Origin of the sequence: Gordonia sp. i37 (assembly GCF_002043085.1) — a bacterium.
Lineage (GTDB): Bacteria > Actinomycetota > Actinomycetes > Mycobacteriales > Mycobacteriaceae > Gordonia > Gordonia polyisoprenivorans.
In genome coordinates this window covers 1-14,743 of the sequence record NZ_MVPX01000090.1, presented here as the reverse complement: position 1 = coordinate 14,743, position 14,743 = coordinate 1, and the positions used below count along the sequence as shown (strand labels likewise).

Here is a 14,743-nt window from a genome sequence, read left to right as displayed (position 1 = left end):
GGATGGGTAGCAGGGACTCGTCGGGGTAGCCCGAATGCATGGCGATCGTGTCGTGCGGCACCTGCCGCAGGGTCGAACCCACCGGGGACGCACCGTCGCGTCGGGGTCCGAGCGCTGCCGTCTGCCACGCCACCTCCGCGCCACGACGTTGCGTCGGACGTGCGCGGACGAAAGTGCCACGGCCGGGCCGTGTTTCGACGAGGCCGTCGGCCACCACCATTGCGAGCGCCCGCTGCACGGTCACCGGTCCGGCGCCGAACCGCGCCGCGAGGTCGCGGGTGGACGGCAGCTTCGATCCCGGGCTCGCGGTTGCGGTCAGCGAACGGAGGTGACGCGCGATCTGCTCACTGCTATCGTCGGACATGAGAACTAATAGTAGCGCTATCGCATCTCTCTCGCGTCCGCTATCGGCGCAGGGCCCGACGACCGCCCACGGGCTGGCCTGGGGGCTCGTCGGCGTGATCGCCTTCTCGTTCACCGTCCCGTTCACCAGAATCGCAGTCGGGGGCACCGGCGGTGCGGGACTCGACCCACTGTTCGTGGGCTGCGGGCGGGCCGTCGTCGCGGCCGCTCTCGCCGCGGTGGCACTGATCGCGTTCGACGCTCCGCTGCCGACCCGCCGGCAGTGGTTTCGGCTCGTCCCGGTGTCGGCGGGCGTGGTGGCCGGCTTCCCGATACTGACCTCACTGGCCATGCAGCGCACCACCGCCGGGCATGCCGCGGTGGTGATCGGCCTACTGCCCGCGGCGACAGCGGTGGTCGCGGTGCTGCTGACCGGCGAGCGACCGTCGTCGCGTTTCTGGCTCGGCGCGGCCCTCGGGGTGGGAGCCACCGTCGTGTTCAGCCTGCTCGCCCACGGCGGGTCCGTCGGCAGCGGACCGGGGGTCGCCGACGCCCTGCTCGCCGCGGCGGTGGTGCTCGGAGCGATCGGATATGCGCAGGGCGGGCTGATGTCGCGGGAACTCGGTTCGTGGCAGACCATCTGCTGGGCACTGGTTCTCGCGGCGCCGGTGATGGTGACGGTGTCGGCGGTCAGCGTGGTCACCCACCCACCGCACGCCGGCGCCGGCCAGTGGTCGGCGTTCGCCTACCTGGCCGGCGTCAGCATGTTCCTCGGATTCTTCGCCTGGTATCGCGGTCTCGCGATCGGGCCGATGACCACGGTCAGTCAGATCCAGCTGGTGCAGCCGGTCCTCAGTGTCTGCTGGGCCGTCGTCATTCTCGGCGAGCATCTCACCGTGCCGCTCGTCGTCGGCGGGTGCGCGGTGATCGCCTGCGCCGCTTTCACTGTGCGCTCCCGCGTTGCGCCGACCCCGCGTCAGCGTGAGTGCCCCGAAAACGAGTGCCCAGCCGACGACGAGTGCGCCGACATCTCGACGACGTGACCGATTTCGTGCCGCCCGTGCGGGGCCGAGTCCTCCCCCGACGCCGGTTCGTCGTGTGCAGCGCCGGCGTGTGCAGCGCCGTCGATGCCGATGACCTCGTCGATGAGTTCGTCGTCCTCACTGACGTCGGTCTGACGCCACAGTGCGATCGCGTAGAGACCCAGCCCAGCCACCAGCCACACCGTGAGCACCACGATCGGATGAATGATGTTGTGGCCATTGAAGAATCCGACGTTGCGCAGCAGTGTTCCGGTGGCCCCGGGCGGCAGGAGCTGACCGATCGCACCCCACGGAGAGGGCAACAGGTCCGGCGAGCTACTCAGCCCGGACAGCGGATTGCCCAGCACGACAAGCAGAATCGCGCCGATCCCGAGACCTGCTCCGCCGAGCAGTCGACGCAGTCCGATCACCCCGAACGCGGTGGCGGCGATGCCCAGGATTCCACTCAGCACCAGATACCAGAAGGCGGTGTCGAAAGTACCCAGCACGTACCGCAGCAGGAGGTTGATCGCGAGCCCGGCCAGCACGGCGAAGCCCAGTGTCGCCAGCACGAGGTTGCGTGGCCGCCGGATCATCATCATCATCATCAGTGCCACACCACCGATCCAGCCGCCCAGGGCGAGCGGCAATGCTCCGGCGGCCAGCCCGACGCCCTTCGGGTCGCCGGTGCCGAACCCGCGGACGTCGACGAGGGTGACCGGCGAGTGCATCTGCGTGCCCATCTGTTGCCCGATGGTCTCGATGAGCGTGGCCACTGCCGGACTGCCCGCGGTCGTCACCAGGACTCGCGTCGAATCCCGTTGCACGACAACTGCTCCCTCAACCCGGCGATCGAGGATCTGGCGTCGCGCCTGCGCCTCGTCGCCGACGGCGGTGACCTCGAAGCCGCCGGGCTGTCGCTCCTCGAGCGCACGGGAGATCTGCTCGGTGGCCGCGGCCGGCGCGACCACCGCCAGTGGGATGTCGTTGGGCTTGGAGTGCACCCCGGGGAGCGCGAATGCCAACAACAGGATCGACACCACCGCGGTCAGCCCCAGCACCAACGCGAGGGCCTTGCCTTCGTCGGACTTCATCATCACATTCCCCTTAAGATACGTGGCGTTTCTTATTGCCTGCGATGTCTAGTCTGAACCAACAAGAAACGCAACGTTTCCTATCCGGCCGGCTTGATCGGCCGACTGTCGGAAGGTGGCAGGAGATGGCAGCGACCCGACGCCGCGGGGCCGAACTCGATGCGGCGATCTTCGACGCGGTGCTCACCGAACTGCGCGACGTCGGATTCGCCGACCTCACCGTCGAAGGGGTCGCGCGTCGCGCGGGGACGAGCAAGGCGGTGCTGTATCGACGGTGGTCGACCAAACTGGAGATGGTGATCACCGCCCTGGCCAACACGCGCCTGGCCGACATCACGCCCCCCGACACCGGCACCCTGGCCGGCGATCTGCGGGGAACGATCCACGAGTTGCTCGATCGGCTGGCCGCACAGGGCCGTGAGGTCGCGCTCGGCATCATGGCCGGCGCCGCGTCGGAGCCCAATCCCGCTGCGATGACGGTGCTGCGCACCAAGGCCGAGGATCTGTCGGGGGTGATCATCCGACGGGCACGCGACCGTGGGGAGATCGGTGCGGGGCCGGTGCCCGCGACGGCCGCCACGCTGGCGTTCGACCTCGTGCGCTACCGCTTCCTGATGGAGGGCTCACTGTCGGCCGAGGCGATCGACGACGTCGTCGAGACCGCGGCGGTGCCGCTCATTCGCGTACATGCCTCCGGCGCACAAGCGCCGGGCCCAAAGGGATCCAGTGCAGGGTGATCCGGGGTCGGGCCCGGGAGACGACCCTCAGTTGAACTGGATGACGGCCTGTGCGCGCCCGAAGATCTTGCGGTCACCCTGTTTGGCGACGATCGCGATCGTGCCGCGGCGCGTGTCGGGGTCGAGGGATTTGATCTTGCCGGTGAAGTCGACGGCGGCGCTGTCGTCGGCGGGCACGTAGACCGGGCTGGTGAAGCGAACGTTGTACTCGCAGAACGCCGCCGGGTCGCCGATGTGCTCGGAGATGAAGGTCGCGCCGAGGCCCATCGTCTGCATGCCGTGCGCCACGACGTCGTCCATGCCCGAGGCCTTGACGAGGTGGTCGGAGAAGTGGATCGGGTTGGGATCCCCGGCCACACCGGCGTAGTTGGTGAGGTTGCCGCGGGTCAGCAGAAAACGCTTGGCGGGTAGTTCCTGGCCCACGGTCAGCGAATCGAAGTCCACCGCGCCGTAGGCTCCCGGACGCTCGGTGGGGTCGGGGCGGTCGTAGCGTCCGGGCTCGGGTTCGACGGTGCGTCCGACGGTGCCGGTGCGGTCGACCTTCATCATCACGTGGTCGAGCGACTCGGCGAGTTCGGGATCGATCTCCATGCCCGGCCGCGCGGCCAGCGAGGTGTAGGTGGTCATCACCGGCTCGTTGCGCTGATTCCAGATGACGTTCTTGGTGACCATCAGATCGATCGTCTCCGGGCTGGTGACGTGCCGGAACGAGTCGAGCGACACGTCGCACACCAGCTGATCGCCTACCTTCATCGGCTGGTGGTAGATCAGCCGCTGGTCGGTCTGCATGATCTGCCACAGGTCGTATCCGGTGATGACGTCCTCGAACAGTTTGCGCTGGGCGACGATGCCGAGCACCGACACGTAGGTCGGGGCGGCGATCAGGGTGTCATGGCCGAGTCGGCGCGCTGCGGACTCGTCCCAGTGCGTCGGGTGCGGGTCCTGCACGGCCAGGGCGTGTTTGCGGACCTCTTCGCGGCCGATCTCGTAGTAATCGTCGACGGTGTAGTTGAAGCCGACGAGCGACTTGGTGTGCTCGGCGATCTCCTCGGGGGTGAGCTTCTCGCCGGCGGCCTTCAGCTCCGAGGTCCGCTGCTTGATCTCGGCGTCGCTGATCTGTGACGACATGCGGTTCGCTCCTTACCTGTGCCACGTCCCGGTGGCGTCGATCCATGACTTCCGACGGCTGCTGCCGCGACGCGCGAGGAAGGTCTCATCCGTGCCGCGCACATACCACTGCGGACCGCCTCGTCGAGGCGGTCCGCAGGTATGTCTGTATGTCGCCGATCGCCGACGACTGCGTCAGCGAGACTCTTTGTGCGCCTGATGCTTGCCGCAGTTCGGGCAGAACTTCTTGATCTCGAGGCGATCGGGATCGTTGCGACGGTTCTTCTTGGTGATGTAGTTGCGGTGCTTGCAGACCTCGCAGGCCAAGGTGATCTTGGGCCGCACATCAGTTGAGGAAGCCACTGTAATCCTTCTTTCACGGGGGTTTGCGTGTTCTCGGCGCTCGCGCCCCCGTGTCCCGGGCCGCCGCGGGCGCTGCGTGTTGTGTAGCGGTGGAGGGGCTCGATCCCTCGACCTCACGATTATGAGTCGTGCGCTCTAACCAGCTGAGCTACACCGCCTTGGCGGCCTGAGCACCCGCGGGGGCGATCAAGTCCTCCCGAGCCCCCTGACGGAATCGAACCGTCGACCTTTTCCTTACCATGGAAACGCTCTGCCGACTGAGCTAAGGGGGCGTTCACCCGTGCTGCCCGGTCGCGTGTCCGGGCTGCTCGAGAGCCTTAACGAGATTACACACCGACTCGGCGGCGCACCAAATCGCCTGTTACAGCGGTTTGACGGCGCGTCGCGAACGACGATTTTCCTCGTTTGTGGCAGGTATAGGATTCGAACCTATGTAGCTTGCGCGACGGATTTACAGTCCGCTCCCTTTGGCCGCTCGGGCAACCTGCCGTGCCATTCTCTCGGCCGTTTCCGACCGCGTGAACAACGCCGTGAAGAATACAACGACTACCGCCCGTTCACGCAAACCCGCTGGTCAGAGCCGCCCCGCCGAACGCGGTCCCCTCCTCGCCGACGGCGCTCGTCGCACCGCCGAGCGCGCCCGTCTCCTCGCCGATGGCGCTCCCCCACACGTCGAGAGCGCCCGTCTCACCCGTGAGCGCGCCCACTAGGCTGTATCCCATGGCTGATTCATCGTTCGACGTCGTGAGCAAGGTCGACCGCCAGGAGGTCGACAACGCCCTCAACCAGGCCGCCAAGGAACTGTCCCAGCGCTACGACTTCCGCGGCACCAACACCGGTATCGCGTGGTCCGGCGAGGAGGCGATCGTCATCACCTCCGACGCCGAGGAGCGTGCCGTCGCCGGCCTCGAGGTGTTCAAGGAGAAGCTGATCCGTCGCGACATCTCCCTCAAGGCATTCGACGCCGGGGAGCCCGCCGCGTCGGGCAAGCAGTTCAAGATCACCGGAACGCTCGTGCAGGGCATCGATTCCGAGCACGCGAAGAAGATCTCCAAGAAGATCCGCGACGAGGGGCCCAAGGGCGTCAAGGCTCAGATCCAGGGCGACGAGTTGCGCGTCTCCAGCAAGAAGCGCGACGACCTGCAGGCCGTCATCTCGCTGCTCAAGGGCGAGGACTTCGGGATCGCGCTGCAGTTCGTCAACTACCGGTAGCGGCTGGGGTGACGGCGGCGGCTCAGCTGATCCCGCGCCGCGCCATCTCCTGCAGTCGGGCGATGCGCTCCTCGGTCGGCGGGTGTGTCGAGAAGAGCTTGGCCATCCGGTCGGTGGCACGGAACGGATTCTCGATCATCGCGTGACTCTGCGCGGCGATGTCGGGCTGCGGCGGCAGCGGCGCGGCCTGGATGCCGCCGGAGATCTTGGCCAGCGCCGACGCCAACGCCAGCGGGTCCCTGGTCAATTCGGCACCCGAGGCGTCGGCCTGATATTCGCGCGAGCGTGACACGGCCAGCTTGATCAGGGTCGACGCGATCGGCGCCACGAACGCAACGAGGAGCATCAACAGCGGGTTGGCGTTGTTGCGGTTGCCGCCGAAGAACAGCGCGAAGTTCGCCAGGCCGCTGATGATCGCGGCCATGGCGCCGGCGATCGAACTGATCAGGATGTCGCGGTTGTACACGTGCGACAGTTCGTGGCCGAGGACCGCACGCAACTCCCGCTCGTCGAGCAGCCGCAGTATCCCGGCGGTGCAGCACACCGCCGCGTTCTTCGGATTGCGGCCGGTGGCAAACGCATTCGGCGACTCCGTCGGGCTGATGTAGAGCGCGGGCATCGGCTGATGCGCCGAGGTGGCCAGCTCGCGGACGATGCGGTAGAGCACCGGCGCCTCGACCTCGGTCACCGGCTGCGCGTGCATTGCCTTGAGCGACATCTTGGCGCTGTTGAAGTAGACGTAGGCGTTGACCGCCACGGCGAGGATGACCGACCCCCACAGGATGACGGGGCTGCGGAACATCGCGCCGATGCCGACGATGATCGCCGACATCACGCCGAGCAGGAGGGCGGTCTTCAATCCGTTGAAATGCATCAGGTCCTCGTTCGAGTCACGACGTCGGTGTGCGCTCCGGCAGGCTGCCGGGCGGGGGACGCCCTGTAGTTTCTCAAACGATCCAGACCCCGTTTCGGTTTCCGGGCGGGGTGTGAGCCATCCGACCGCTCGGCTATCCGGTTCGGTCGATGGTGTAGCTGACCAGCGAGCTCAATGCCCCGTGCGCAGGCCCGGTCGGCAACTGGGCGAGTTCGGCACGAGCCTGCTCGGCGAATTCGGCCAGCTTGTCCTTGGCCTGCACCATGCCGCCCGAGGCGTTGAGCAGATCGAGCGCCTCCGCGACCTCGGCGCCGTCGGTCAGCGGCCGCGCCGATCCGTCGTCGGCGAGCAGCAGTGTGCGGAGTCGATCCGACGACGCGTCGTCCTCGCGCAGCGCGTACAGCACCGGCAAGGTGTGCACACCCTCACGCAGGTCGGTACCCGGCGTCTTGCCGGAATCGCCTGTGACAGAACTGATGTCGATGATGTCGTCGGATACCTGGAAGGCGGTGCCGACGATGTCGCCGATCCTGGAGAGCCGCTCGGTGTCGTCGGCGGTCGCGCCGGAAGCCATCGCGCCGAATCGGCCCGCGGCCGCGATCAACGACCCGGTCTTCTCCCACACCACCTTCAGGTAGTGGTCGATCGGGTCGGCGCCCTGCGTGGCACCGACGGTCTCACGCATCTGGCCGGTGACGAGTTCGGCGAAGGTCTCGGCGATGATGCGCACGGCGTCGGGGCCCAGCGTCGAGACCAGCCGGGAGGCCCGGGCGAACAGGAAGTCGCCGGAGAGGATCGCGATGCTGTTGGTCCACCGGGCGTTGGCGCTCTGCGCGCCGCGGCGCATCGGCGCCTCGTCCATGACGTCGTCGTGATAGAGCGTCGCGAGGTGGATCATCTCGACGACGGTCGCCGACGTGATCACCTCGTCGGCGTCGGGGTTACGCCCGAACTGCGATGCGAGGATCGCGAACATCGGCCGGAATCGCTTGCCCCCGGCACGCGCGAGATGTGTCGCGGCCTCGGTCATGACGTCGTCGCCCGAAGCCAGCTCCGTGAGCAGCAGGTCCTCGACACGGGCCAGCGAGGACCGCACGGTCTCCGCGAACTCATCGGTCCCGAGGTCTACTCCGGTGAATGTCGACTTCACGTGTTTGCGCCGCTCCGTTTCGAGAAGGTCCGTTTCGAGAAGGCCAAGGCCATCGGCGTGACGCATCGGGCGCCATACCCCAGGGCACTACCTCTGTGCAGCCTAGCGTCTGGCACCGACGCTGCCCGAGCAGCATCGCCCGACGGTGCGCCGACATACTGGTCGGGTGAGCAGCCAAGTGCCCCCCGTCGAGGTCCCCGACGCCGCCGACGTCCTGGTCGTCGGCGCCGGGCCGGCCGGGTCGGCGGCCGCCGCCTACGCCGCATCGGCCGGTCACCAGGTGGTTCTCGTCGATGCGGCGGTGTTCCCGCGTGACAAGACCTGTGGCGACGGGCTCACCCCGCGCGCCGTCGCCGAACTCGATCGCCTCGGTCTGGGACATCTCCTCGACACACGGCCGCGTCTGGACGGTCTGCAGCTCAACGGCTGGGGCCGCAGCGTGTTCGTTCCGTGGCCGTCGGGCCGGTTCCCCGGCTACGGCAGCGCCGTCGCGCGCCTCGAACTCGACGACGCGATCCGCGAATTCGCCCTCGAGCGTGGAGCACGAATGGTGTCGGGCGCCAAAGCCGTCGACGTCGAGCGCGCCGGGGACCGCATCAGCGCAGTGGTCGCCGACACCGCCGATGGTCGGCGGACGATCCGCGTCGGGCAGGTCATCGTCGCCGACGGGGTGCGCTCGGGCCTCGGCAAGATCCTCGGCCGACAGTGGCACCGCGACACCGCGTACGGCGTGGCCGCGCGCGCCTATGTCCCGTCCCCGCGCGCCGACGCCACCGTGATGGGATCGCACCTCGAACTCCGCGGACCCGACGGTGAACTGCTGCCCGGATACGGTTGGGTGTTCCCACTCGGCGAGGGGTTGCTCAACGTCGGCGTCGGTGCTCTGGCCACATCAAAACGACCGGCACACATGGCACTTCGGCCGATCCTCGAGCACTACTCGCACATGGTCGCCGACGAGTGGCAGATCACCGGCGAGCCTGTGCGCATCGCCTCGGCGCTGCTGCCGATGGGCGGTGCGGTCAGCAATGTCGCCGGCCGTAACTGGATGCTCATCGGCGACGCCGCGGCGTGCGTGAATCCCCTCAACGGGGAGGGCATCGACTACGCACTGGAGACCGCCCGGCTGGCGGTTGACCTCCTGTCCGGCGACGACCACACGCACGCCTGGCGCGCCCTGCTCGTCGACCATTACGGGCTGGCCTTCTCCGCTGCCCGTCGGCTCGCCGGCCTGTTGACGATGCCGCAGACCGTCCCCGCCCTCGGCCGCCCCGGAATCCGGTCGGCCCGGCTGATGTCTCTGGTGGTCCGGGTGATGGGCAATCTCATCACCCCCGACGACGCCGACCTCGTCGCCCGCGCCTGGCGCGGCGTCGGCCATCTGTCGACCCGCATCGACGAACGGCCGCCGTTCAGCTGACGCTTCGCGCCAGCGCCCTGCTTGTTGCCGACGGCGCTCTGCGTGCCGCTCGTCCAGATTTGATTGGGACAAAACCGATGGTATGTTTCAAATATCTGATATAACGGCCACCTCAGGAGCGTCATGCCGTCCGTTTCGTCCGTCGCCTCGTCGGTCTCACATCGCATCAGTACCCGCCGCGCGGAGCGCTACCGGCTGCGTGACGACCTTGCCCGTGTCGACCCTGCGGCCGATCCCGAACGGTACGCACGCAGCCTCGGCACCCTGGAATACCCGTGGGGCATCACGATGGCGCTGAGCTTCGCCCTCTTCCGCACGTACGCCGTACCGTCGATCGGCGAGTTGCTGTATGAGACCGGAGAATTCACCGAACGCACCCAGAAGCGTTACGACGACACCGTGCTGCTCCTCGACGCTCCCGTCGAACACGGCTTCGTCGATCCACGCGCCCGCAATTCGGTCCGGCGGATCAACCAGATGCACGCGATGTACGACATCTCCAACGACGACATGCTCTACGTACTGGCCACGTTCGTGGTGTGTCCGGTCCGCTGGGTGGCCGACTACGAGTGGCGCCCGCTGGGCCGCAACGAGATCGACGGTCTCACCGAGTACTACCGCAAACTCGGCAAACACATGGCGCTCAAAGACATTCCCGGCACGTACGAGGACTTCGAGCACTTCCTCGAAGACTACGAGCGCGAACATTTCGCCTACTCCCCCGGATCACGCAAGGTCGCCGACGCCACCCTGGATCTGCTCACCACCTTCATGCCGTTCCGCCTTCTCCCGGCGTGGCTCGTCCGGCGCCTGTCGTTCGCCCTCATGGACGACCGCTTGCTCGACGCCTTCGGCTACCCCAAGCCCACCGCCGTCGAGCGTGTCGTCGCCCGCAACGGCCTGAAGGCCCGCGGTCTGGCCATCCGGTTCTTCGCCGGCCCACGTACCGTCCCCCAATACGGCCGGGACATGCCGCAGATCCGCTGCTATCCGCGCGGCTATGAGGTCGATGAGCTGGGCACCTTCGCCCCTGGATGTCCCGTCCGCCACGCCGGCTGACCCTTCATCCACAACCTTGACGCCAATCCTCCCAAACCCGACGATCCTGGCTACAATGCCTTTCACGCCGTAGATCTGGCCGGGGCCAGAAGGGGGAGGGATGACGGAGTATTTCGTACAACCGGGCACACGTGTGCCACTCGGCGGTGAGTCCACCTCCCCACCCGACACTTCCGTTCCGCGCGGCAATCCCGAACTCGGCGACGGCGGAGTCGTGCAGGTCATCGACGCCGAGTGGAAGCGACGGGCCGGGGTGGCGCGGAATTTGGCGGCGGAGTTGGCGGGGGCACAGTCCATTTTAGATAATGTCGCACCACAGAATCACTACGGACTCCGCCCAAAAGAGGGTATTGATTTTTACGATCGGGTAAAGAAGTTCGCAGCGGACCTTGCGGCCGATATCGAAAGAAATCGAGCAGCCCTCGACAATCTTGCACTAAAGTGCGATCAAGCCAGCACCGAACTCCAAGAAACTGACAACGAAAACTCCTTTCCTTTCAATGCGTAATAAACACAAGAAATGGTCCTTTTACTTTGGCGCCTGCGCCTTTGCCGCCGCGTGTGCCGCATGTTCCGAACCACAGACCTCCGAATCGGGTCCCAGCGAACTCGGAAAGGAAAGCACTTCAATCACAAGCAGCATGATTCGGCAAACTGATGCGCAGGGCCGTCATCTTCCGTTCCTCACGACCTTCAAAGACAGATGGAGTGACCGCAACGACGGGTCAAACTACGAACCGTGCACTGCCCTGAGCGTTGCTCAGATCTCAGCACTCGGAATTGATCCTCAGTCGGTTGAAGATGCCGCTGTCGCAAATTACCAGACCGTTCGCGGTTGTCAGTGGAGACTCCAAGGATCACCAACATTCATCGTCGGACAGAACGTCAGTAATGGCCCTGACTTGTTCGAGTTCAAGAAGAAGAATTCTTCCATTATAAGCTGGATGGACGACCTCACCATCAATGGCCGGACGACTGCAGTTGGAACCCGAAACGGGCAAGCAAGTTGTATATCTAGCGTTCAGTCGGGCGCCGCAATTGTGACGACTTCGGTTTCGATGTTGGGCGCTCCGCCATCGGAAACGTGCGCCAAAGCCATCGCCTTCACCAAAGCGACAATCGACAAGATGCCACCCTGACCCAGCACCAAAGCGGGCGGTCTCGAGGCTCGTCGCTATCGCTCCTCGGCACCTCGACCACCGATCTGGCGGACCACGTCGAAACCGATGCGATGTCGCCGCTCATCGCTCCTCGGCACCTCGACCACCGATCTGGCAGGCACCTCGACCACCGGTCTGGTGGTCACCTCGACCACCGGAGTAATCGATCCGAGCCGGCAGTCACCTCGACCACCGGGCAATCGCCATCCGTGCCCGCCCAGGTGACGAGTCAGACGCGAATACCGGAGTGTATTGCCGCGATGCCGCCGGTGAGGTTCTGCCAGCGGACGTCGGTGAACCCGGCGTCGCGAATGAGGTCGCCGAGGCCGAATTGGTCGGGCCAGGCTCGAATCGATTCGGCGAGATACACGTACGCGGCAGGGTTGCTCGACACCTTGGTCGCCACCGCGGGCAGCGCTTTCATCAGGTACTCCATGTAGACGGTGCGGAATGGCCGCAATGTCGGTGTGGAGAATTCGCAAATGACCAGGCGGCCACCGGGTTTGAGCACCCGATGCAGCTCGGCCAGGGCGGTCGGCACATCGTGGACGTTGCGCAGACCGAACGAGATGGTCGCCGCGTCGAATGATCCGTCAGCGAAGGGCAGAGCCATGGCGTCTGCCGCGACCTTCGGTACGTTCCGCTCGGCGCCGGCCTTGAGCATTCCGAGGGAGAAGTCGGCGGCAACGCACGTGGCCCCCGACGTCGCCAACTCGACGGTGGAGACGGCGGTGCCGGCGGCCAGGTCGAGCACCACGTCGTTGCGAGTGAGCGCGAGTGCCTTGCGGGTCGCCTTACGCCACCGCCGATCCTGCGCGAACGACAGCACGGTGTTGGTGATGTCGTAGCGCTTGGCGACGCCGTCGAACATCGCCGCGACCTCGGCCGGGTCCTTGTCCAGACTCGCACGATCGGGGGTAGCCATGGCGATAACGCTACCTGCACGTCACCGCCGCCCCACCGAGCGCCCGGCGACGCTGGTGGCCCAACTCACATCTCGGCAAAACCGCAGGTGGCACCCGGTCATCGCGGCACATTCACCGACCGTTCGCCACGACGGGGTTTCTTCCTCACCAACCGGGGAACACCGTGGACACGAGAGCTCGTCCCCAACATCTGGAGGGAACATGACCGTCTCCACCACCACCATCCATCAGCAACTGCGCGCGATCCTCGCGCTCACCCACACCGAGATCCAGATCGCCGAGACCCGGCAGGCGCAGGCCCGTACCGACGCGGTGCGTGCCGAACTGGCCGGCAATGCGCGCAAGGGCCGCGACCGTGCTGCAGCCATCGAGAAGGCGCTGCGCGAGCGCGACGGCTTCGCCGATGTCCTTCGTCCGGCCCTCGGCCGCGTCGCCGCATCGGTCAAGACCCTCGCCGAGCAAGCCCAACCGCTCGATGAGGCACTCCTCGGTGATCTCGCCCTGGAGCAACAATTGCTTGGCCGCGCAACATATCTCAAGGCTCTGGCCACCGGCGCCGACGACGCCGACCTCCTCGCGCTCGCCGAACGACTCATCGACGCCCACACCGAGACCGTCGACTGGATCAGCACGGTGCTGGCCGAAGAAGCCCTCGGCGGGCCGGCCGCACTGCGCCGCAGTCCCAGCCAATGGGTCAGCGGCCTCGCCGCCCGTGCGGTGACCCTGCCGGCGATCGCCGCATCGCGTAGCGCCGATCGCGTCGCACACGCGATCCGCCAGGTCCCCGACGCCTTCTCCGGTCTTCGCAGCCGCATCGGCAACACCGTCGACGACGCCACCGAAGCCGCAGAACAGGCCGGGCAGAGCCTCGTCGAGGCGGGAACGGCGACCCTGCGCACAGCGACCGCCGCCCGTGACGCCGCACTCGAGGCCATCGAGGACAACGCCCGGATCAACGGCGCCACCGGCGTCGCCGACACCGTGGCCTCGGTCCGCGAGGCGACAGGCACAGTCGACCCCGACGACCTGCCCATCCCCGACTACGCCGACCTCAACATCACCGACGCCGTCGCCGCAATCAAGGAGCTCGACGAGCCCGCCGACATCCGCGTGACGTTGCACTTCGAGGAAGCCCACAAGAACCGGCAGCGCGTCGTCAACGCCGCCGAGGCGCGCATCGCCGAGATCGCCAAGGATGTGGTCGGCGTCGAGTAACCCTCGCCGCCGGCACCACAGCGCCGTTCGCCCCACCACCCCGGGGGCGGACGGCGTGCGTCTCTCCGCAACAGGTTTCGGCGACGCCTCACGCGGGAACACGACCTCCAACGACAGGAGAGAACCATGGCCGAACGAGACGAGAACCCCACCACCGACGACGACAAGCTGCATCCGGGCCCCACCGACAACGACGGGTCCGGCGGCATGGCCACCCGCGAGGTGACGCCCGAACTCGTCGGTGACGACCACACCGACGGCAACCACACCGACGAGTCACGGGCTGCCCGCGACGCCGAGTCCGCCGATTAGCGGTTTACCCAGCTCACCGAACGGGTACACCGGAAGCATGTATCTGCGCACCCCCACCGCGGCGGTCAGCCGCGCGCTGCCCGCACCCCGCGGCTGCCTCTCGGAGCGTCTCATCACCGCGCTGCGTGACGGCACCGACGTCGCCACCGACCCGACCCCCGGCGACGACCCGTTCGGCGACGACGTCCAGCTCGCCCTCTACGTCGCCTACGAGTTGCACTACGCGGGCTTCACCGACGTCGTCGGCGATCGGGAGTGGGATCCCGGCATCATCGCCCTGCGCACCGCACTCGAACGACTCTTCCTCGACGCGGTGCGCGCCGGCCTCGATACCGCGCCGACGACAGCCGAAGCGTTGATGGACGAGTTGAGCGTCGAGCCCGTCCATGGCGTCGGCCTCTCGTTCCGGTTGCGCGACAACGGAACCTGGCAGCAGTACCGCGACCTGTTCGCTCTGCGGTCGCTGTATCACCTCAAAGAGGCCGATCCACACGCCTGGGCCATCCCACGACTGCGGCGCACCGCCAAGGCGGCGTTCGTCGCGGTGGAATTCGACGAATTCGGTGGTGGCCGCGGCGAATCCGTCCATCAAGAGCTGTTCGCCGATCTCCTGGCGGCCGCCGACCTCGACCCCGCCTACCTGGCCTACCTCGACCGCGCTCCGGCATGGGCGCTCGCCCCGGTGAATCTGATGTCCTGCTTCGGTTTACATCGATCTCTGCGCGGCGCGACCGTCGGGCACCTGGCCGC

At 66.8% G+C, this 14,743-nt stretch carries 18 protein-coding genes and 3 tRNA genes; 10 read left to right on the top strand and 11 right to left on the bottom strand.

Annotated elements, in window-relative coordinates; translation table 11 throughout:
* A partial coding sequence (locus B1964_RS03935; protein ID WP_139765619.1) for a GntR family transcriptional regulator occupies positions 1–364 on the bottom strand: 364 nt, incomplete at its 3' end.
* Between B1964_RS03935 and B1964_RS03930 the strand changes: the two genes are divergently transcribed.
* A complete protein-coding gene (locus B1964_RS03930; RefSeq protein ID WP_079928927.1) occupies positions 363–1,385 on the top strand; it encodes a DMT family transporter in 1,023 nt (340 codons plus the stop codon). The genes B1964_RS03935 and B1964_RS03930 overlap by 2 nt on opposite strands.
* Here B1964_RS03930 and B1964_RS03925 read toward each other — a convergent pair.
* Positions 1,319–2,458 carry a hypothetical protein gene (locus B1964_RS03925; RefSeq protein ID WP_079928926.1) on the bottom strand — a complete coding sequence of 380 codons (1,140 nt, stop codon included), beginning with the start codon at positions 2,456–2,458 and terminating at the stop codon, positions 1,319–1,321. The genes B1964_RS03930 and B1964_RS03925 overlap by 67 nt on opposite strands.
* Positions 2,459–2,583: 125 nt before the next feature.
* Here B1964_RS03925 and B1964_RS03920 point away from each other — a divergent pair, with 125 nt between their 5' ends.
* Positions 2,584–3,195 (top strand): TetR/AcrR family transcriptional regulator, encoded by a 612-nt coding sequence (locus B1964_RS03920; protein ID WP_079928925.1) that lies wholly within the window; start codon positions 2,584–2,586, stop codon positions 3,193–3,195.
* Between the two features lie 27 nt (positions 3,196–3,222).
* Here B1964_RS03920 and B1964_RS03915 read toward each other — a convergent pair whose 3' ends face one another.
* From B1964_RS03915 to B1964_RS30340, 6 genes are all read right to left on the bottom strand, one after another.
* Positions 3,223–4,323 carry a fused (3R)-hydroxyacyl-ACP dehydratase subunits HadA/HadB gene (locus B1964_RS03915; protein ID WP_014359134.1) on the bottom strand — a complete coding sequence of 367 codons (1,101 nt, stop codon included), beginning with the start codon at positions 4,321–4,323 and terminating at the stop codon, positions 3,223–3,225.
* Positions 4,324–4,497: 174 nt separating this feature from the next.
* Positions 4,498–4,665, bottom strand: a complete 168-nt coding sequence (rpmG, locus tag B1964_RS03910) for a 50S ribosomal protein L33 (protein WP_003929651.1) — start codon at positions 4,663–4,665, stop codon at positions 4,498–4,500.
* A gap of 84 nt (positions 4,666–4,749) precedes the next feature.
* A tRNA-Met gene (locus tag B1964_RS03905) sits at positions 4,750–4,823 on the bottom strand.
* A 41-nt stretch (positions 4,824–4,864) separates the two neighbouring features.
* Positions 4,865–4,937, bottom strand: a tRNA-Thr gene (locus B1964_RS03900).
* Between the two features lie 136 nt (positions 4,938–5,073).
* Positions 5,074–5,154, bottom strand: a tRNA-Tyr gene (locus B1964_RS03895).
* A 68-nt stretch (positions 5,155–5,222) separates the two neighbouring features.
* Positions 5,223–5,387 carry a hypothetical protein gene (locus B1964_RS30340; RefSeq protein WP_172398745.1) on the bottom strand — a complete coding sequence of 55 codons (165 nt, stop codon included), beginning with the start codon at positions 5,385–5,387 and terminating at the stop codon, positions 5,223–5,225.
* Here B1964_RS30340 and B1964_RS03890 point away from each other — a divergent pair.
* Complete coding sequence (locus B1964_RS03890) at positions 5,386–5,877, top strand: YajQ family cyclic di-GMP-binding protein (RefSeq protein ID WP_006370796.1); 492 nt, start codon at positions 5,386–5,388, stop codon at positions 5,875–5,877. The two genes, B1964_RS30340 and B1964_RS03890, sit on opposite strands and share 2 nt — an antisense overlap.
* Positions 5,878–5,899: 22 nt before the next feature.
* On the opposite strand, the gene htpX is transcribed toward B1964_RS03890, so the two are convergent.
* Complete coding sequence (htpX, locus tag B1964_RS03885) at positions 5,900–6,751, bottom strand: zinc metalloprotease HtpX (protein WP_079928924.1); 852 nt, start codon at positions 6,749–6,751, stop codon at positions 5,900–5,902.
* Positions 6,752–6,884: 133 nt separating this feature from the next.
* The gene (locus tag B1964_RS03880; RefSeq protein WP_079928923.1) at positions 6,885–7,901 is read right to left on the bottom strand and encodes a polyprenyl synthetase family protein; all 1,017 of its coding nucleotides are present in this window, start codon (positions 7,899–7,901) and stop codon (positions 6,885–6,887) included.
* 166 nt (positions 7,902–8,067) lie between these two features.
* On the opposite strand from B1964_RS03880, the gene B1964_RS03875 reads away from it, so the two are divergent.
* The 4 genes from B1964_RS03875 to B1964_RS03860 all read left to right on the top strand — a co-directional run bounded on the left by B1964_RS03875 (position 8,068) and on the right by B1964_RS03860 (position 11,519).
* Positions 8,068–9,321 carry a geranylgeranyl reductase family protein gene (locus tag B1964_RS03875; protein ID WP_253193875.1) on the top strand — a complete coding sequence of 418 codons (1,254 nt, stop codon included), beginning with the start codon at positions 8,068–8,070 and terminating at the stop codon, positions 9,319–9,321.
* A gap of 123 nt (positions 9,322–9,444) precedes the next feature.
* The gene (locus tag B1964_RS03870; RefSeq protein ID WP_079928921.1) at positions 9,445–10,380 is read left to right on the top strand and encodes an oxygenase MpaB family protein; all 936 of its coding nucleotides are present in this window, start codon (positions 9,445–9,447) and stop codon (positions 10,378–10,380) included.
* Positions 10,381–10,480: 100 nt separating this feature from the next.
* Complete coding sequence (locus B1964_RS03865) at positions 10,481–10,888, top strand: hypothetical protein (RefSeq protein WP_079928920.1); 408 nt, start codon at positions 10,481–10,483, stop codon at positions 10,886–10,888.
* Positions 10,881–11,519 (top strand): DUF3558 family protein, encoded by a 639-nt coding sequence (locus B1964_RS03860; RefSeq protein WP_079928919.1) that lies wholly within the window; start codon positions 10,881–10,883, stop codon positions 11,517–11,519. The genes B1964_RS03865 and B1964_RS03860 overlap by 8 nt, the downstream gene beginning before the upstream one ends.
* A 250-nt stretch (positions 11,520–11,769) precedes the next feature.
* Here B1964_RS03860 and B1964_RS03855 read toward each other — a convergent pair whose 3' ends face one another.
* Entirely contained in the window at positions 11,770–12,465 is a 696-nt protein-coding gene (locus tag B1964_RS03855; protein ID WP_079928918.1) for a demethylmenaquinone methyltransferase, read from the bottom strand.
* A gap of 202 nt (positions 12,466–12,667) precedes the next feature.
* On the opposite strand from B1964_RS03855, the gene B1964_RS03850 reads away from it, so the two are divergent.
* The 3 genes from B1964_RS03850 to B1964_RS03840 form a co-directional block, all read left to right on the top strand.
* Positions 12,668–13,681, top strand: coding sequence for a hypothetical protein (locus B1964_RS03850; protein ID WP_006370786.1), 1,014 nt, complete (start codon positions 12,668–12,670; stop codon positions 13,679–13,681).
* A gap of 126 nt (positions 13,682–13,807) precedes the next feature.
* Positions 13,808–13,993, top strand: a complete 186-nt coding sequence (locus B1964_RS03845; protein ID WP_079928917.1) for a hypothetical protein — start codon at positions 13,808–13,810, stop codon at positions 13,991–13,993.
* Positions 13,994–14,030: 37 nt separating this feature from the next.
* Positions 14,031–14,743: iron-containing redox enzyme family protein (locus B1964_RS03840; RefSeq protein WP_079928916.1), on the top strand; the 713-nt coding region annotated here is incomplete at its 3' end.